At 67.6% G+C, this 17,243-nt stretch carries 14 protein-coding genes and 3 pseudogenes; 11 read left to right on the top strand and 6 right to left on the bottom strand.

The window, feature by feature from the left end; genetic code table 11:
• A partial coding sequence (locus ACZ4V1_RS35340; protein WP_468345108.1) for a DUF6281 family protein occupies window positions 1-776 on the top strand: 776 nt, incomplete at its 5' end.
• 297 nt (window positions 777-1,073) lie between these two features.
• Here the strand turns inward: ACZ4V1_RS35340 and ACZ4V1_RS35345 are convergent.
• A pseudogene (locus ACZ4V1_RS35345) lies at window positions 1,074-1,678 on the bottom strand (IS5 family transposase); the annotation flags it as partial.
• 125 nt (window positions 1,679-1,803) lie between these two features.
• Here ACZ4V1_RS35345 and ACZ4V1_RS35350 point away from each other — a divergent pair.
• Window positions 1,804-2,256: an SMI1/KNR4 family protein gene (locus ACZ4V1_RS35350; protein WP_468345111.1), complete on the top strand. Its 453-nt coding sequence runs from the start codon at window positions 1,804-1,806 to the stop codon at window positions 2,254-2,256.
• Window positions 2,257-2,339: 83 nt separating this feature from the next.
• Here ACZ4V1_RS35350 and ACZ4V1_RS35355 read toward each other — a convergent pair whose 3' ends face one another.
• Entirely contained in the window at window positions 2,340-6,044 is a 3,705-nt protein-coding gene (locus ACZ4V1_RS35355; protein ID WP_468345143.1) for a DNRLRE domain-containing protein, read from the bottom strand.
• On the opposite strand from ACZ4V1_RS35355, the gene ACZ4V1_RS35360 reads away from it, so the two are divergent.
• From ACZ4V1_RS35360 to ACZ4V1_RS35370, 3 genes are all read left to right on the top strand, one after another.
• A complete protein-coding gene (locus ACZ4V1_RS35360) occupies window positions 5,959-6,282 on the top strand; it encodes a hypothetical protein (protein ID WP_468345146.1) in 324 nt (107 codons plus the stop codon). The genes ACZ4V1_RS35355 and ACZ4V1_RS35360 overlap by 86 nt on opposite strands.
• A gap of 340 nt (window positions 6,283-6,622) precedes the next feature.
• Window positions 6,623-7,192, top strand: a complete 570-nt coding sequence (locus ACZ4V1_RS35365) for a hypothetical protein (protein ID WP_468345114.1) — start codon at window positions 6,623-6,625, stop codon at window positions 7,190-7,192.
• Window positions 7,193-7,983: 791 nt separating this feature from the next.
• Window positions 7,984-8,682: a restriction endonuclease gene (locus ACZ4V1_RS35370; protein WP_468345117.1), complete on the top strand. Its 699-nt coding sequence runs from the start codon at window positions 7,984-7,986 to the stop codon at window positions 8,680-8,682.
• A gap of 100 nt (window positions 8,683-8,782) precedes the next feature.
• Here the strand turns inward: ACZ4V1_RS35370 and ACZ4V1_RS35375 are convergent, their stop codons facing one another.
• The 3 genes and pseudogenes from ACZ4V1_RS35375 to ACZ4V1_RS35385 all read right to left on the bottom strand — a co-directional run bounded on the left by ACZ4V1_RS35375 (window position 8,783) and on the right by ACZ4V1_RS35385 (window position 13,007).
• Window positions 8,783-9,097, bottom strand: coding sequence for a hypothetical protein (locus ACZ4V1_RS35375; RefSeq protein WP_468345120.1), 315 nt, complete (start codon window positions 9,095-9,097; stop codon window positions 8,783-8,785).
• A gap of 448 nt (window positions 9,098-9,545) precedes the next feature.
• Window positions 9,546-9,818 carry a hypothetical protein gene (locus ACZ4V1_RS35380; protein ID WP_468345123.1) on the bottom strand — a complete coding sequence of 91 codons (273 nt, stop codon included), beginning with the start codon at window positions 9,816-9,818 and terminating at the stop codon, window positions 9,546-9,548.
• 325 nt (window positions 9,819-10,143) lie between these two features.
• Window positions 10,144-13,007: pseudogene (locus ACZ4V1_RS35385) on the bottom strand (RHS repeat-associated core domain-containing protein).
• A 324-nt stretch (window positions 13,008-13,331) separates the two neighbouring features.
• On the opposite strand from ACZ4V1_RS35385, the gene ACZ4V1_RS35390 reads away from it, so the two are divergent.
• From ACZ4V1_RS35390 to ACZ4V1_RS35410, 5 genes are all read left to right on the top strand, one after another.
• A complete protein-coding gene (locus tag ACZ4V1_RS35390) occupies window positions 13,332-13,646 on the top strand; it encodes a DUF4158 domain-containing protein (protein WP_468345126.1) in 315 nt (104 codons plus the stop codon).
• A gap of 38 nt (window positions 13,647-13,684) precedes the next feature.
• The gene (locus ACZ4V1_RS35395) at window positions 13,685-14,035 is read left to right on the top strand and encodes a hypothetical protein (RefSeq protein ID WP_468345129.1); all 351 of its coding nucleotides are present in this window, start codon (window positions 13,685-13,687) and stop codon (window positions 14,033-14,035) included.
• Between the two features lie 96 nt (window positions 14,036-14,131).
• Window positions 14,132-14,521 (top strand): hypothetical protein, encoded by a 390-nt coding sequence (locus ACZ4V1_RS35400; RefSeq protein ID WP_468345132.1) that lies wholly within the window; start codon window positions 14,132-14,134, stop codon window positions 14,519-14,521.
• A 187-nt stretch (window positions 14,522-14,708) separates the two neighbouring features.
• Entirely contained in the window at window positions 14,709-14,846 is a 138-nt protein-coding gene (locus ACZ4V1_RS35405; protein WP_468345135.1) for a hypothetical protein, read from the top strand.
• A 56-nt stretch (window positions 14,847-14,902) separates the two neighbouring features.
• Window positions 14,903-15,301 (top strand): hypothetical protein, encoded by a 399-nt coding sequence (locus tag ACZ4V1_RS35410; RefSeq protein ID WP_468345137.1) that lies wholly within the window; start codon window positions 14,903-14,905, stop codon window positions 15,299-15,301.
• 57 nt (window positions 15,302-15,358) lie between these two features.
• On the opposite strand, the gene ACZ4V1_RS35415 is transcribed toward ACZ4V1_RS35410, so the two are convergent.
• A complete protein-coding gene (locus ACZ4V1_RS35415) occupies window positions 15,359-15,508 on the bottom strand; it encodes a hypothetical protein (RefSeq protein ID WP_468345140.1) in 150 nt (49 codons plus the stop codon).
• A gap of 990 nt (window positions 15,509-16,498) precedes the next feature.
• On the opposite strand from ACZ4V1_RS35415, the pseudogene ACZ4V1_RS35420 reads away from it, so the two are divergent.
• Window positions 16,499-17,243 (top strand): annotated as a pseudogene (locus ACZ4V1_RS35420) (integrase core domain-containing protein); the annotation flags it as partial.

Consider the following 17,243-nt stretch of genomic DNA (forward strand, 5'->3'; position numbering starts at 1 on the left):
GCTCACCGGCTCCTACGCACCCGAGTGCTCGGCGGAGTGATCAACGAGTACAGATACGCGGCCTGACCAGCAGCGACGAGTTTCCGAACGGCACAACCTGGGTGTACCCCGGCGTCAAGAACGACCTTCGCGAGGCCGACGTCCGTTACAACACCCGCGACTACGACTTCACGAACAAGCCGACCAGTAAATGCTCGAACCTTTACGACATCCGCTCCGTCGGTACTCATGAGGCCGGACACGTCTTCGGGCTGAGCCACGTTGGTTCGGGACACGAGAACCTCACCATGTACACCCACTCGTTCAAGTGCACGACGAAGGCCAGGACGGACACTCGGCAAGGGCGACGTCCTCGCCCTGCGCAGCGTCTACTGAGGAGGCCACTCATGAGCTGGGGCAAGCGATCGGCGAGCGCGCTGCTGACGGCGGTGGTGGCGGCGTCAGCTACCGCCTGCACGTCGGAGGACAACAGCGCGGATGACACAGCCTCGTGCGTCTATCAGGTGAACTATGACGGGCGCACCTACCAGGATGTCGCCAACGTGGAGTTCACGGTCGGAGCCAAACTCGGTGCAGCGACCATGCCGCCCTGCGGCGACACCGGCCAAGACGAGGACGAGGAACCCCCCACGACGGAGACCGCCTACGCGGTGCATGGCGTCTCTCCGACCGCTGCTATCGCTGTCGGAGAGACACCCGACGACGTACAGTTCGTTGCCGTCTACTCCGGCAGCGAACTGCCGCCCGAGGTAGAGAAGTTGATCGCCGGCCGATGAGGGCTAAAGCGGGGCGACGCTGGTAAATGGACCCTGATGTTCCGCACATGCACTCCCGCTCGACCGGGATCGCTCCCTGGAAGTTACTGCCCTACTCAGGAGATCGTCCGAAAAGCGCTTCGTCCCCGGCATGTGAGTCGCCGGGGACGAAGCACTTTGACAAGTGATGGAAGGTTTGGCCTGGCCAGCGGGTCTGAGGTTCCCTCCCTCCCTCCCCCCTCGCCACTGCTTCAGAGGTCGTTTTCGTCCGATGTTTCATCCCGAGATGGGGTGTTTGGTGTCCTTCTTCGGGTTGCGTCAGGAGATGGTGTTCTCGCCGGTGAGGCGGCGGGCCATGGCGATGTGGATGACGGCTTCGGAGCGGGCGGGCAGGGTTTCGTAGTCGCGGGCGAGGCGTCGGTGGAGCATGAGCCATCCGTAGGTCCGCTCGACCGCCCACCGTTTCGGGATCGGGGTGAAGCCCTTGGTCCCGGGCTTGCGGGCGGTGATCTCCATGTCGATGCCGAGGGTGGCGGCGTGCTCGACGAGGTGCTGGCGGTAGCCGCCGTCGACCCATACCTTGCGGACGCGGGGGTGGCGGCGGCGACCGGGTCGAGTAGCGCAGTGCCGGCGATCGAGTCCTGCACGCTGGCCGCGGTCACCAGAACCGCAAGGAGGAGACCGATTGTGTCGGTGACGATGCTTCGCTTCCTGCCAACGATCCTCTTGCCCGCGTTGATGCCCTGGCCGGAAGCGTGAACACTGGTGGAGGTCTTGACGCCCTGGGCGTCGATCACGCAGGCCGATGGCTCGGCATCGCGTCCTTCCTTCTCCCGTAGGAGTTGCCGGAGCAGGCCGTTGAGCTGGGCGAACACGCCCTCGTCCGCCCATGCGGCGAAGTAGCCGTACACGGTGTTCCAGTTGGTTGATAGGGAAACGGTTTATTAGCCAGCCCGCCCGCCCAAGATCACGGGACAGCCATGTAGGGCGATCTGAGTGCTGTTTCTGTTCAGAACTCCGCATCCTTCGCCGCCCATACCATGAGCATATGAGTGATGATGTGATCGAAGCCTGGGATCGTATTGAGTCCTGGCTGAGACTCCACCCGCCTGTTTTCCCAGCGCCTCCCGGCGCTTCCGTCGAGCTGATTGCCGAGGCAGAGGCCGATCTCGGGTTCCGCCTCCCTGGCGACCTGCGCACGCTGTGGCTGCGGTGCGGCGGGCCTGTCGGGCCATTGATACCCGAAGGCGAGGTGCTGCTCGGAGTGCGCCAGGCCCTAGACGCTTACGACCTGCTGAATCACCCGGGTGTCTGGGAGACGACATGGGTCCCGTTCACGGCCGACGAACCCGACGACCCGTTCACCGGGACGTTCATCGACGCCGCGACGGGGTTGACCGGGTCGTGGGACAGACAGGATTACTCGCACCTCTACGCGGATGGCAGCACCTTGACCGACTACCTCACCGAGGTGGCTAACGAACTTCAGATCATCCACTGACGATGGCAAGACACCCCGCCCGTTGAGTAGTCGATCTTGCAACGGGCGGGGTGTCTGCTATCCGGTTTCCGATCGCGGTCGTGTCAGCGGCGAGGCGCGCTGAGCTTCACCGCAGACTGGCTTCGCTCGGGGAAGCCGTTGGCCCAGTCGTCGCAGATAACCTTCTCCGCGGACCAGTTGCATCCGGCGGCGTTCAGGCCTGTCCAGACGTAGTAGCCGTCTGCGTCCAGCAGTCGATTCGCCGACGAGAACTGACTGAACAGGCGCATTGCCCCCGAATTGACCTCCAGCGACATCGACGACCGGCCGCACTTGACCTTCGACCAGTCCGGTTCCGGGTAATTCCCGTCGTCACGCAAGTGAAGCGTGCCGTCGGGGCTGAGGCCCTCGTAGGTCAGTACACATTCCTCACCGTCACTGACCAGGTACGGGTTGGCGTTGCCGTCCGGCGTCTTGGGCATACCACCGGACTCGTATGTGGAGTTGAAGGTGTACTCGTCGCACGAAGGCTTGTCCTTCGGCTCGGGCTTGCTGGGCTTGGGCGTCAGCAGGTAGTCGAACAACGCGGTCTTGTCGTGCGCGACCCAGCCCGTCGGGCCGGAACGGCCGCAGACCACCGCGCGGTTTTCCCTGTTGTGACGGTCGAAGCGGTTGCGCTGTGGCTGTCCCTTCTTGGTCATCGGCAGGTAGTGCAGCGGATGACTGGAGTCATGGCCCTCATGCCCCGGCAGCTTGTTCGCCATCAACGTGGCATGTACGGCCGCGGCCGGATACGTGGCCGGATCGATGACCCAGCCGGGGTTGAAGGCGGGAAAGACGCATCCCGGCGGCATGTTGTTGATCATCGCCGCGTCGCAGCGTGCCGAGAACGTCCCGTTCTCGAATTTGACGGCCTGTTTCCTGACGCCATCGAGGCTGGTATCGATCTCCATGTAGAAGTTGATCGGGAAGGAGCGCTGCCGGTCGCGGTCATGGGAACCCGCGTTGTCGAGGTCGTCGAGGGAGGTGTCCCATGTCATTACCGCGGTGCCGGTCTGCTGGTGCGGGTCGGTGGCGTACGAGCCGTTCCAGGTCATCGGCCCGTCCCAGTCGTGTTCGGGTGCGCTGGCGCATCCGAAGTCACAGGCGGGGTCGAACTTAACCTTGATGCTGCCCTTGACCGGCGGTTCAGAGGGCAACAGCGGCTGCGGGGTCCACCTTGTCCAGAACCTGATGTCCTTGGACTTGGTGTCGGTCAGTACCTGTGCCTCAATATTGAAGGCCGCCACGCCCTTGAGCTGGGGCGGCTTGTTGTTCGATATTTCGAAGGCACGGTAGACGTACTGGTAGCCCAGGCAGGCCTGGGTGCGGGTGAAGCTGCCGTCTGCCGACAGGCCCGTCGTTGAGCAATACGGGACGATCGGCGCGGGCGTCACCTCGGCCCGAGCATCGCCGCTGGGCGCGTTGCCGGGCTGAGGTGCCTTGGAGCCAGGCTTGCGAACATCCCGTAGCTTGACCGTCGAGCAGATTCGAGTTGTGCCGGACTCCTCGCACTGCTCCTTCGCATTGCCACCAGCGACCCTTCCAGCAGCGGTCTTGCCGCCGGCTGCACGGGCGATGTCTAGGACGGTGCCCTCGGGGCTCCAGTCGGGGATGCTCTGATACTCCTCCACCTGCCGCCAGGTGCCGTCGCTCTTCTTCGGCTTGGGCAGGGCGATGTCGATGACATGGTTCGTCCGGCGTGGGCCGGTGCCCGCCCTGAATCCGAAGGCACGGACTGCACCAACGTTGTCGGCACGGTCGACGGTGGCCGCCTCGACGTAGTGAGAGCCCGTGGAGGCAGGAGTGACCTCGAACGATGCGCTGCTGGTGCTGTCGGTCGGGGTCGACTGCCAGGTTTCCGCACGCAGGGCGGGAGACCGCAGTGCGTTCTCGGAGTCGTCCAGCGCGTCGTCGTCGGGGAGGTCGGCGATACCGTCCACCCGGTAGCGGACCTCGCGGGCACCGTCATCGCCCGTTTGGACGTCGAACTGGCCCGGAGTGCCCGCTCCGCCCCCCCACTGCCCTTCGGGATAGGTGGTCGAGGACATGGCTGGTGCGCCCGGCGCTGTGGTGTCCACGACGAACTGACGCCATGGTGACCAGTTCAGGTTGTAGTGGGTGCCGTCGTAGGAGTTGGTGCGGAACTTGTATGTCTTGCCATCGACCAGCTGCCCGGCGGGCACCTTCACGGAGGCCCACTCGCCCGGGGCGGCGTAGTCGGAAACGATCAGTCCTTCACCGGCAGGGGTCGTGATGGGCTTGTTGGTGGCGGCGTCGTATACCTGGAAGGTGCCGTTGACCTGGTCGCCGTCGGCGTCGGTGAACTTGTCCCGCAGAGTGGGGGTCGTGGTGTTCACCGCCCACACACCTGCATACGACTTGAAGGGCGCGCCGGCCTGCTGTGCGGTGCCGTCACCCGGTCGGAAGTTGTAGGTGACCGTCAGCTTCGGCTGGTTGGCCGCGTTGTTGGCCGAGTTGACGCGCTTCCACTCGTGGATGTCGGACTCGCTGGAGGCGCGAAGCCCCATACCGGCATGGCCCCACTGCTTGCCCGCCCAGTACTGGGCCAGGGTGGTCACGTCGGCGGTGATCCACCCGTCGGCGGCCGTGCAGCCCGGGTTGCCGCGCGTGGCGGTCGAGGTGGCGTACTTCGCGTCCATGACGGGCTGGTTCGTCCATCGGCTCGAGGTGCTGGCATTGCTCGCCGTCCACACCTCCCACGGCTGGGCGGTGCAGTCGGTGTTGCCCGAGTGGAAGTTCCACAGGGAGAGGGTGGCCTTGGACACCAGTGCGTCCGCGATCGGCGCCGTGTTCCAGGTGATGAAGGAACGGGCCGTGCGGTAGGTGCCGTCGCCGTTCTTGGTGCCGGGGTTGCCGAGGTCGAGTTCTGTGTCGCCGGACCAGTCGACCGTCTCGCCGCGCTGGACGTAGGTGTCGAACAGGCTGCCCAGGGTCGAGGTCGACGGGTCCACCGTCACCGGGTACTGCGTTCCCGGATCGGAGAGGAAGCCGGCATCGGGGGTGACCACGAGGTCCACGACGCCCTGGCCCTTGTTGACGACCTTCATCCCGACGCGGGCCCGGTTCTCGTGCTTCCCGGACCGCTGGTCGACCGAGGCGTCCCACATGACCGGAGCGGGCATCGTCGCGCGCACCACGCCTGTCTTGGCGTCGGTGAAGGACACCGACCCGTCCTGGTTGGCCTTCGCGTTCAGGCCCTTGGCCTTGACCGGCAGCGTGTACGAGTAGCCGTCGACGCTCGGCTTCTGCGCGATCTCGACGAACTGCTCGAAGCCGGTCCGGGTCGCCTCGACGATCACATCCGCGCCCGGCACGGCATCGCTGTACCGGGCGGTCGTGCCGTCGAGCTCCGGCTTCGGCAGGCCACCCTTCCACTGCAGGGTCACCGCCTGCTCTCCGCTGCCGAGCGTGACCAGGTCTTTCGGAGCAGCCTTCTGCGCGGCGCTCAGCGACGCCGGGGCCTTGCCAGTCTTCCCGGCCAGGCGTAGCCCTTCGGGGTGGTTCTTCGCCCGTACCGCGCCGTCCGCGCTCGCGGTGAGGGTCACGTCGACCTTGTGCCACTTCCCGTCACGCCACACCCGCTCGGGGCCGGTGGTGAGTTCGGTGGTCAGCGTGCCGTCGGGGTTGGCGACGGTGTAGGTGGTGGCCGTCGTCTCGTCCGTGACCACCACCTTCTCCCCGGTCTTCTTCGCCTGGGTGATCGCCCATGCCTTCGAGCCCTTCGCGTGCGCGGCTGCCCATGCGATGTCCGACTTGAGGATCTCGTCCTTCGACGGCTGCACCGCCTTCGGCACGTCGGGCTCCGCAGTGGGCGCCGCGGCGCCGGCAGGCAGCGAGGCCCCGGCCACGAGCGCGGTCTCGGCGACCAGGAGCAGCGCGGCCCCGGTCGCGAAGCGTGCCCTGCGCCGTGGCGCTTGTTGTCTGTATGGAGACACGAAAGCGCATGTCCTTCCCTGTAGGAAAATGCGACGCGTGTACGAATAGCGTCACGAGCGCAGGACACTAGGCACAAGTGAGGTCTGCGGAAAGGCAGTTATCGGCCCCGGCTGACCGGCCTCCAGCCGGGTGGCGGGCTGAGCCGGGACTTCGCCCTGAAACGCGATAGTGATCACACCGGCCGTCTCGTGCAGTGGACGGAGTGTCGGCCGCTGGAGATCGCGTCGGAGCCGCGCGGCACTTCATCACCGCGACACGTACCGCGGCCCCGAACTGGTGCAGGCCGGCACGCGACGGGGGGTGGGCGGCAGGCCTCGGGTGCCCGGCCCTCCACCGGAGCGCGGCATGAAAACCGGGAGTTGTCGGTGGCGGCCGTCATGATGGGGGCGTGGACTACAGCCTTGTCATCGCAGCCGCCCAGGCCGCCGGCCCCTGCCCGGTGGGAGAAGAACCGTCCTGGGGCCGCCGGGTGCACGCACTGACCGTCGACCTGCACCTGATCGCCCAGCAGGCTGCGCAGGACATCGACCGGTTGGAGAGCGCCTCGCGGTTCGTGGCGTTCCTGGAGAACCTCGAGATCGAGGAGTCCAGCCGCCGGGGCCTGCTCACCCTGCGCTCACCGGCCGGGGAGACCGAGCACATCCGCACCGAGCAGCAGGAGACCGACCGCGGCCGCGACCTCATCGAGCGGGCCCGCAGCCTGCAAGGCCGATGGGTGCTGGTCTTCCGGTACAACGAGAAGGCCTCCGCGACCAAGAGCGTGCGCATGCTCGCCCACCTCATGGATCTGGGCGACGGTGCCATCGCCGTGAACCTGGCGAAGAAGATCCTGCTCGACGACGCCGACGGCGCCGTCCCCCGTGCACAGGCCGCGTGGGCCGAGGCCGGCCTGCCGGACTCCGGCGCCGTCTCCGTCGAGCAGTTGCAGCAGGCTCGCGCCGAGCTCAGGGGGACATGAGTAGGGGCGGGACGAGACTGGTAGGCCCGCCTGTTGAGACGGCGTTGACGCTCCAGCTCACCTGGCACATCTGGCCCAGCTCGGTCACCTATGCGGCGCCGGCCTTGCTCCGGCGGTTCGCTCTGGGTCTGTGCCGAGTGGGGTGGTTCCCTCGTTGGGCGGCAGGCGTAGCCCTACCGCGTCGTTCGTCGGCTGTCCAGGATCGGCCTTGGCCGACCGCGAAGCGGCGCCCTTGGGCGTCCTGGACGGCCGGCGGGCGGCGTGGTGCCCTCCGGGTGCCGTCCGACGAGGGGGCCGCACCACGACTCCACCACCGTCTCCACCACCCACGACCCGCACCCAAAATGCCGCCCCCCTCACCCTCCTCCGCAGGGTGGCCGGGGTGCGGGGCAGGGCCCCGCGCCTTCCCTGACCTGGCCTGTTCTCTCCTTCCTTGATCACGCCTGGTGGTGATGGGCTGACGCGTTGTCAGTGGCTCCTGTCAGCATGAGCGGTTGTGCGGGGAGTTGTTACGAGGGGGAGGGCTTGTATGCCTTGGGTGCGGCCGTACGTGCGCTCTGACGGGACTCCGGTTCGCGGACATTCGCGGTGGGCTCCGGGGCGAAACGGGAAACGATGATCTTCGGTCTGGTGGCCTTGGCCGTGGTCGGCCTGGGCAACAGCAACGTCTCTGCGGGGGGTGAGGGCGCTCCGCAGCCGCATTCCACGGTCCAGTACCCGATCCAGTTCGACAGTGCTCCCGCTGCACCGGAGCCACGTCCCACGGTGTCCTACCCGATCTGGTGGGAGCGGTGACCCGGCGCCGGCCGCCGGCGCGGCGGCGTACGAGGCGGCCCAGCCGAAGGCAGCAGCGGGACGCGCAGCTGATCGTCTTCGCCGTGGTGGCGGCTGCTGCCATCGGTCTGGTGGTGATGGTGGTCAACTGGCTGTTGGCGCACTGGTGGGTTCTTGTCGTGGTCCTGGTGCTCGCCGTGCTGGCGGGCGCCGGGTGGCTCTACAACAGGCAGCAGCGGGCCCAGTGGGAGGCCGTGCGGGCGCAGGGCCTGCGCTACGGGCTGCCGCAGCTGGACGCACTGCACCATGCCCGGTTCGAGGACGCGATACGAGACCTGATGCGGCGGGACGGCTGCCGGGATGCTCAGCGGGTCGGCGGCCGCGGAGACCTGGGCGCGGATGTGAAGGCCACGGATCCGTTCGGGCGGCGCTGGGTGATCCAGTGCAAGCACCGCCGCAACGGCGCCCAGGGCTCGGCGGTGGGCACACCGGATCTGCAGGTGCTCAACGGGACGGCCCGGCAGGTGCACGGGGCGGACGTCGCCGTGATCGTCACGAACGGCCGGGTGACCGGTCCTGCTGTGGCCTTCGCCAAGCAGCAGCGGCTGCACGTCGTCGACCGCCAGACGCTCGCCGTGTGGGCGTCTGGCTCCCGTCCGCTGTGGGAACTGCTGCGGGCGGTGCCGCCCCCGCGCCGCCCGTCGCCTTTGAGCTGAGATGCGCGGTGCCGTCGGCGGGCGGAGTTCGGCAGCCGGCCCCGGCCCTGGCCGTTCAGACGGCGGTACTTCGCGGCGGCGTGTGTACGGCCGACCGCCCCTACGCCGCCTGGTCCCAGTGATCCGGGAGCGTGTCCTCGTCGGGCAGGCGCTGCGAGGCCTTCTCGCAGGCGCGCAGGACGGCCCAGGCCAGGGTGGACAGGCAGGTGAGGTACCAGGGCAGCGGCCAGACGGTGCGCCACCATGGTGCTCGGGGGTCGAGGAAGAGGCCGAGCGCGGCGGTGGTCATGCCGGCCGCGAGGCTCCAGCACAGCAGGCGGCCGGCCCACTGGACGGCGAGCGCGAGCCGATACGGAACAGAGCAGCGTCGACGAGTGGAGCGGGAGCAGGGCATGCGTCTGCCCAACGCGTTCATCGGTGAACGTCCTTCACAGCAGGGGCGGTTGCCGCGGGCTGGGGGACCACGCATGCAGGGCGCCGCAAGTGTGCATCCCGTGAAGCCGAGCGCGTGGGAACGTCTCATGTCCACCACACGCTCTGAGACGACTTCCCGGCCAGCCGTTGCCCCGCCATGACCGGCGAGGACGCCCCGGGAAGGAGTGTCCGACAGCTCAGGAAGCAGGTCTGAACCTGGCCGAAAGAGAACTGCCACTGACCGCGGACATCCGCGAAATGAGTGAGGTCGGAAGGTTTCGGTCAACGTGCCCCTCGGAATCGACACCAGAAGCATCAATTCAGCCCAAGGTGAAGGGCGACTCACGTATCAATAGCCCCATTTGTTGGCCAGAAGTGGTGGGGCTGATTCCGGCCCGCATGGATGTGCTGTTCAGGGGGACGCCGCGCCGGTTTGTGTGCTTCTCGTGTCAGCTTGTGTGCCACTGGTGACCGCTGGGGTTGCCGGGTCTGACTTCCTGTGGGGGGAAGCTGATGCACTCGCGTGCTGCGCGCACGCCCATGTGGCGTGCCCGGAGAACACACAGAACCGCTCTCGTCTCGGCGATCACCACGGCCGCCGTGGTGATCGCGGCCGCGCCCGGCCTGGCGGCCGGCCCGAAGCCGAGACTGCCCGAGCCGGAGAGTCCGTGGACGAAGCCGACGAAGGTCGAGGCTCCCGCGACGCCGGCCGGCTCGATCAAGGCGCCGGAGTCTCCCTGATGTCCGAGCTAGGACTACGGGGCCGACATGGACAAGCACTACAGGCACTTCGACCTGGGGCTCAGTGCCCCGCCCGAGGCGCGGGGTGCCCGACCGTTCGGGAAGGGCACCCCTCTGAATCCGCTCCGCTTAGAGCAACAGCACCCCTGCGGCTCCAATCACCATGCCGCATCCGGCAAGCACCAGGACCTTCTTGTGGCGCCCTCGGTGACGGGCTTTCGGTTCGCCCACGAACTGCAGAAGCAACGCCACGAACCCGATGAGGGCCGAAACGGCAAGTAGTACGTAAGCAGCATTACTCGCCATTCAGCACTCCTTGAGAAGACAGGCTACGGTGCCGATAGTCGCGGCCGGAGCCGTGGCAAGAGAGATACCGCCGGCTACGAGCGCAACCGGGCCAGTAGCCACTGCGGCAGCGACGGTGGCCACCCCTCCGACGACTCCAAGGACGCCGATCGTCCACTCACCGGCGCTGGCCAAACCTGTGGGGTCGGTGTTGTTGATGGGGTCGCCGGCGGCGTAGAGGTAGGGGTTGGTTTCCTGGCCGGAGGGGTCGGGCTGGGTGAAGCGGCCGAAGGTGGGGTCGTAGTAGCGGTGGCCCATCTTGTACAGGCCGGTCGAGTCGGCGTACGCACCCGCGTAGCGATACGGCTGAGGGACGGCCTCCGTCGGCGTCGTGCGCGGCAGGCCGGTGGGGCCGTACGCGTACGTATGCGTGCGCTTGCCCGCGTCGTCGACGAGGCCGAGGACATTGCCGGTGGCGTCGGTGAGGTAGTAGTAGGACTTCCCCCCAGTCGTCATGGAGTTCAGGGTGCCCGCCGGCTCGCGAATGAATCCCGTGTCGACACCGTTCGTCGTGGTGGAGGCCAGGCCGAGGGCGGTGTGGTGGAACCAGGTGGCGCCGAGCTTGGTGCGTTCGGCGTTGGTGGTGCCGGCGTGGACCAGGTCGTAGGTCTTGCCGCCCGCGGTGATGCCGGACAGCTGGCTTAATCCGTCCAGGCCTCGCCTGTGCGCGGAGTGTTGCCGGCTGTGGCGGTTTCGTTGCCGAGCTTGTCGTAGGACCAGCCCGTGGTGGAGCCGTTCTTGCCGGTCAGCTCGGAGGCGTCGTTGTAGGTGTACGTGGTGCCACCGGGGCAGGTGCTCTTGCTGCCGTCCCGGCTGGTGAGGTTGCCGGCTTTGTCCCAGCAGTACAGCCACGACGCCTTTCGCGCGCCGGCGGAGTCGGCTTCCAAGGCGTAGGTGAGGCGGTCCTGGGAGTCGTAGGTGTAGGTGGTCTTGTAGTTGGTGAGGTTGTCGGTGCGTGCGCGGATCTTGGTGGTGTCCTTGCCCGCGGTGTTCTTGTAGCCGTAGGCGAGGTCGACGAAGGTCTGCGTGCCCGAGGTTGTCTTGATCCGCTCAGGGCGGCCGTTGTCGTCGATGGTGACGGCCTGGGTGGTGCCGCCGGGGTAGACGGTCTTGGTGCGCTTGTCGTTGTTGTTGTAGTCGAAGTCGGTCTTCTTGCCGTCCGGCGCGGTCAGGTAGTCGAGGCGGCCGGCCTTGTCCCAGGTGTAGTCCGTCTTTCCGGTCGGGTCGGCGTAGAAGTCGACGTCACCGCCGGGGGTGTAGGCCAGCGCCGTCTGGGCGCCGTTCTGCAGGGTGCGGCGCTTCTCGCGGTTGAGCTTGTCGTACTCCCACTTGGTGGTGCCCGAGGCGTCGGTGCGGGACTTCACGTTGCCGTCACCGTCGTAGGCGTAGGTGACCGTGGAATTCGTCGAGGAAACCTCACGGACGCGGTCGCGGGAGTCGTAGCCGTAGACGGTGGTGATGCCGCGGCCGTCCTTGACCGTCTCCACTCGGCCCAGCGCGTCGTAGGTGTAGGCCGTCTCGCCCAGCGGCGCCGGCGGCTTCACCCTGATCAGGTTGCCCTGGTCGTCGTAGGTGAACGAGGTGACCTTGCCGTTACCGTCCTCCGCAGTACAGCGCTGGCCCTCGAAACCGCCGCACTTCGGATCGGCCTCGTTGTAGGTGAACTCACGCGTGGCACCGGCGGTGCCCGACGTGGTCACCGACATCGTGTTGCCATTGGCGTCGTACGTGAAGCTGTCCTTGCGGCCGTCGGCGGTGGTGAAGTCGTTGGGCAGGTCGGTGCCGGCGATCGTCTGGTACTGGGTCACCGACGCCGTCGCGCCCATCGGCAGTTTCTGGGAGACGGCGTTGTTGCGGCCGTCCCAGCCGTACGTCGTCGTGTTGCCGCCGGTGCCGTCGGCGCCGGTGCCCATCGCGTCCGTCGCGGTCTGGGTGAGGTGGTTCTTGTACGTCGCGTGGCGGGAGTGCCCGAGGGGGTCGGTGACCTTGGTGACCTCACCGTCGGCGTTGTGGACGTACTTGGTGGCGTCGCCGTCGGGGTCGGTGACCGTCGTCGTGCCCGCGTCCGCGGGTGTGGCCGCGCTGTAGTCGTAGCGCCAGGTCGGGCCCGTGTGACCGCTCGACGACGACGCGGTGGCGCGTTGCATGGAGGTGACGCGGTTGTGGGTGTCGTAGGTGAACAGGGTGACGGTGCCCTCGGGGGTGGTCACCTTCGTCACCCGGCGCGAGGAGTCGTACTCGTAGGCGGTGGCCTTGGCGGCGGTGTCGGTGACCTTCGCCAGGTTGCCGGCCGCGTCGAGGTCGAGGACGGCGGTGCGGCCGGTGTGGTCCTTGGCCTGCCACTGGTTCGGGTAGGTCTTGACCAGGTCTATCCATCGGCCGGAGCGGGTCTCGGTGAGCTTGAAGCCCTTGTGCTCGCTGCCTTCGTCGTGCTGGTCGACGGTGATCGTGCCGTCGTTCTTGTCCGTGACCTTGGTGAGGGTGCCGTGCTCGTCGTAGGTGTCCTTGGTGCCGGACTTGCGGTCGGTGAGGGTGTAGGTGCCGTCCGCGTTCTTCTTCAGGTCCTTCGAGTAGCCGACCGGGGTGGTGTACGTGCCGTCGGCTTTGGCGGTGAAGCGGAGCAGGTTGCCGGTGGCGTCGAAGACGTCGACCTCGCCGTCGCCCACCTGCAGGTAGCGCTCGTAGGCCTGCCACCAGCGCTGCGACACCTTCCCCCACGGAGCCTCGAGGGAGTTGTAGGTGCGGGTGAGCTGGAGCTTCTGCCCGACGCCGGCGATGTCGAAGTCGGTCGCGGCGAGCATCAAGTTGCCGTTGGAGATGTTCATGCGTGCCACGAGGGCGTCGTTCAGGCGGGTGTCGAGGATCTGGTGCCAGGGCACATCGCCCTGCCCCTCGGGCAGGTAGTCGGCCGCCGCGGCGTCCGCAGCAGCCGCCGAGCGGGATGTGGAACTCTTGGCAGACTCTTCGCCCGTGGCGCGGGCCTTCTGCGCCGCCCGCCAGGCCGCGACCTCAGCCGACGGTCTGGCCTCCGCCTGAGCAAGTAACCCGTCGGTAGCCTTCCGTGGGTCAGATCTTCCGTTTCTCGTCGTCGTGCGCCTCGTTGGGCTGAACGAGCGAATCCCAGGGTGGGGCGACGAAATGGGGCGGGTGTGCGGCAGGAGTGGTCGCCGGAAGACGTTGTGGCGTGCTGGACACTGGTGGACGGCGACTGGGACCTGGTGGCGAACAAGACCGGTCCGACCCGGCTCGGCTTTTGCCTGACGCTCAAGTTCTTCGAGATGGGCCGGTTCCCGGAGTTCATCGAGGAGTTCCCGCAGCCCGCTGTCGAGTACGTCGCCGGTCTGGTGAAGGTCCCTGCGGCTGAGCTTGCGAAGTACGACCTGGCAGGGCGAAGCGGCACCGTAAGCAGATCCGGGAAGCCCTGCAGTTCCGTCCTGCGACGCTGGACGACGAGGAGCGGCTGACCGCGTGGCTGGCTGTGGAGGTGTGCCCGGTAGAGCTGGTGGAGGACCGGCAGCGGGAGGCGCTGCTGGTCGAGTGCCAGGCGAGGAAGATCGAGCCGCCGGGCCGGACCCGGATCGAGAAGGTACTGGTCGCCGCCCGCAACCGGTGGGAAAAGGTGTTCTGCGCCCGGACCATCGAGCGCCTGGGCGACGTCGGCGTGGCCCGGCTGCTTGCATTGGTCGCGGAGGACAACGAGGAGGGTGCCGGTCTGCTGGCCTTGCTCAAGCGTCAGGTACGACGGGCCCGTCGACATCGCTCACAGGTGGAGCCGGGAAAGCAACGGTTCCCAACAGCCGGGGATTGCCAGGCGGCATACCCCCCCCGTGAGGGGCCCGAAGAGCTCGACTGACAGGGGTACAAGGTCTTCGAGTCCCCGTCCATTGACCAAGGTGGGGAACATGGAGTTCCGGGCCGCGGCGTGCCTGGTCGCCTCTACAGTTGCCTCATGGAGTTCAACCGGGGTGACTGGACCTGGGAACTGATGCTGACGAAGCGTCCTTCCGACACACACTTCTCGAAGTCGAGCACTTCTGGCGGAGAGAGCCCACTGGCGCGGGATGACGACAACACGCTGGTCACGCACGCCGTGCTGTTCGACGGCACCAAGGTGGCCCTGGCGATCCTCGGTACGGGCGTCACGCTGGGGGCCGTTGCCGCGCCCCACATCAAGAGCAGACTCGTCAGCCTCAAGTCGAAGCTGCGCCGCCGGGCGGAGGAGACTGTCGACGCCGAGACCGCCGTTCCCCTCACGAAGCCCAGCTTGCCGAGTTCACCGACCCCCGGATCACTTCAGTGCTGCGCGGCCTGCACGAGAGCGAAGCTGCTCTCGCCTTGAGGTGGGTCTTCGATGGAGAGAGTTGGGCAGAGAGCGCAGTCGCGGCGGGCCTGGCACCGGCGACAGGGGAGCGGGTGCGGCGCAAGCTCAAGCGGCTCGGCGCCCGGTACGCACAACGGATCTCCGTCGCCCGGGCGTTCACTGCGGTGCACCGTCCGGCCCGCGCAACGCCGAAGGAGCTGGTGTGATGAACATGCTCGTCGACGCGCTGCCGGAGTTTCTGGGCAGCGTCGCCACCACCATCACCGTCGCTGTCGTCCGCTGGAGCGCGAGCGCGTTGCGGGCCCGCACGTCCCGAGGCACGGAGGAGTCCGAGCCCGGATGAGGCCGCCGTCTCTTCAAAGGGGGACAGGGGATGGTGATCGCCGCGAGAATGGCGGGATGCATTCACCTCTGCGCTTCACAGCCTGGTTCAAGGACCCCGCAGCGGACGCCGGGCCGGACGATGTGGTCAGTCAGCCGGTCGTGGGGTGGCGAGAGTCGGACGGCGCCGCGATGGTGCTGCAGGCGACGGACGGCCGCGTGGTACCGGCTGCGGAGCAGGAAGGGTTTGTGGAGATCGAGCAGCTGCCCGATGAAGTGCCGCTCGGGGTCGTGCCGGGTAACGGATGGCGGGTCACCCAGGCCGGCCAGGGGCCGGTTCGGGAGCCCGCGCACACTCCGGTGGCGTTCGTCGTCTACGCCACGCACGTCGTGCCGGTGACGAGCCTGCCGCCGGGTGGCGACTTCAAGGGATCCTGGCGAAGCAGCAACTGGCGGCTGCTGCCACCGGGCGAGTAGGCCGCAGGACCCATGGCGGGACGGCCGCCCCCGTGACCAGAGGGCGGCCGCGCCGGTCTATCGGCGGTTGCGGAGGTTCACCCAGGAGCCGCCGAGGGCGGTCACCGTGCCGCCGATGGTGCCGACGGCAGTTGCGGCCTCCGTGTTGTGCGTCAGCGCCAAAACGACCACCGCCACGATGGACACCAGGGCGGTGAGGGTGGTCACCCACGCGAGCAGGTTGGATGGCGCGGTAAGTCGTTTGGGGTACGGTCAATGGTCGTCAAGGTTTCCGGTCTCCTCGCAGTGAGCGGGCACCCGACGGCAGGCGAGTGGGAGATCCCAGCGGAGCCAGGCCGGCAAGCATCGGCTCCGCAATGCGGGTCTCCCTTCGTCGTTCCGAAGGGCGTTTGGTGCCCAACCACGTTACTGGTGGCTTGGTGGTGCTCTGGCCCAGCGTCGGTACGGAGGCGGCCTCTTCCTCGTCTCTCCGGGACGCGTGTCCCCGTCCGCCTAGCAGGCCACGGAGGAAACCGTGCACGATCCCGCTTCAAAGAAAAACCCAGGCCAGCGCCCCTTCTGTGGATAAGTCGCCGCTATAGCCTCTCCGTTCTGAGATGTGATACAGATCACTCACTCTCTTGTCTGCCGCAGCCCACTACAACGCCCTGTCACGGCCTCCAAGTTGCCTTCATCTGCCCCTCAGGCACGGCTGCACCGCGTCAGCGGACCGCTGACGCCGCGCCGTTCGAGGGTCCCGCCGTCGTCCCGGGCTCCGCTCAGGGCAGCACGACGTCGACCCCCGCGCGGCCCGACCCCGGCGCTGCTCGCCGGACGGGGCGCGGCTCTCGCGCCCGGAGACCGCACCCCCGGGAGCCGGGCGAACCCGGCGTGCGGCTGCGCTTCTCCTGGACCTGGCGGGGCCCGCGGACGCATGACGCGTGCCGTGCACCGGGCCACGCTCGGCCTGCCCTGCCCGCCAGGGCCGGGAGCGCTCGGTATCGCCCGCAGCGTGCGGCAACCCCGGAACTGGGCCACTGCCTGGATCCGGGCTGCTCGCTCCGCCTCCTCGCACACGTGCGATGCCGGACTCCGCCCACCAGCAGGACGCGGTCAAGGGGCCGGCGCTGGCTGTTGGACCTGTGCCGTTCGGAAACTCATCGCTGCTGCTCGGAGGCGGTCTGGCGCGGCATCGCGGTCTGCTGGAAGCCTGCCCGGGTGATCGTTTCACTGGGGTATCGGGTGGTACGCAAGCTGCTCGCGGTCCCGGCGGTGCTGCTGCGCCGGGACATGGCCAAGGACGCGGAATTGCTGCTGTTGCGCCACGAGAATGCGGTGCTGGGCAGACAGCTGTCGGCACCGGTGCGGTACGAGCCGGCGGATCGGCTGTGGTTCGCGGCACTGTCCTCGCTGGTCCCGCGGCGCCGGTGGGCGCAGGTGTTCCCGGTGACGCCCGCGACGCTGTTGGCGTGGCACCGCAGGCTGACCGTCTGGAAGTGGGGCTATAGCAAGCGCCGGACCAGGTCTGGCAGACCGTCGACGGCGAGAGCGGTGAAGGCGCTGGTGGTGCGGCTGGCCAAGGAGAATCCGCGGTGGGGCTGCCGTCGGATCCAGGGCGAACTGGCTCGGCTCGGGCATCCGGTCGGCTCGACGACGGTCTGGGAGATCCTGACGGCGGCCGGCATCGATCCGGCCCCCAGACGCAGCGGGCCGACGTGGCGTGCGTTCTTGACCGCGCAGGCTGAAGGGATCATCGCCTGCGACTTCCTGCACATCGACTTGGTCGGGTGTACGCGCTGGTGTTCCTCGAGCACGGCACACGCCGGCTGCACATCGCCGGCGTGACCGCCCATCCCACGGGGGCGTGGACGGTGCAGCAGGCGAGAAATCTTGCCGTCGAGTTGGGTGTGCGGGTCGAGTGGCTGCGTTTCCTGCTCCGCGACCGGGACGGAAAGTACACCGA

The organism is Streptomyces sp. NPDC028991, assembly GCF_055564775.1.

What these genes read in the sequence shown, in the direction of transcription:
- ACZ4V1_RS35405 (WP_468345135.1), top strand. Translation starts at nt 14,709, where the DNA reads ATGAACATGCTCGTCGACGCGCTGCCGGAGTTTCTGGGCAGCGTCGCC.
- ACZ4V1_RS35350 (WP_468345111.1), top strand. Translation starts at nt 1,804, where the DNA reads ATGAGTGATGATGTGATCGAAGCCTGGGATCGTATTGAGTCCTGGCTG.
- ACZ4V1_RS35375 (WP_468345120.1), bottom strand. Translation starts at nt 9,097, where the DNA reads ATGAACGCGTTGGGCAGACGCATGCCCTGCTCCCGCTCCACTCGTCGA.
- ACZ4V1_RS35410 (WP_468345137.1), top strand. Translation starts at nt 14,903, where the DNA reads ATGCATTCACCTCTGCGCTTCACAGCCTGGTTCAAGGACCCCGCAGCG.
- ACZ4V1_RS35400 (WP_468345132.1), top strand. Translation starts at nt 14,132, where the DNA reads ATGGAGTTCAACCGGGGTGACTGGACCTGGGAACTGATGCTGACGAAG.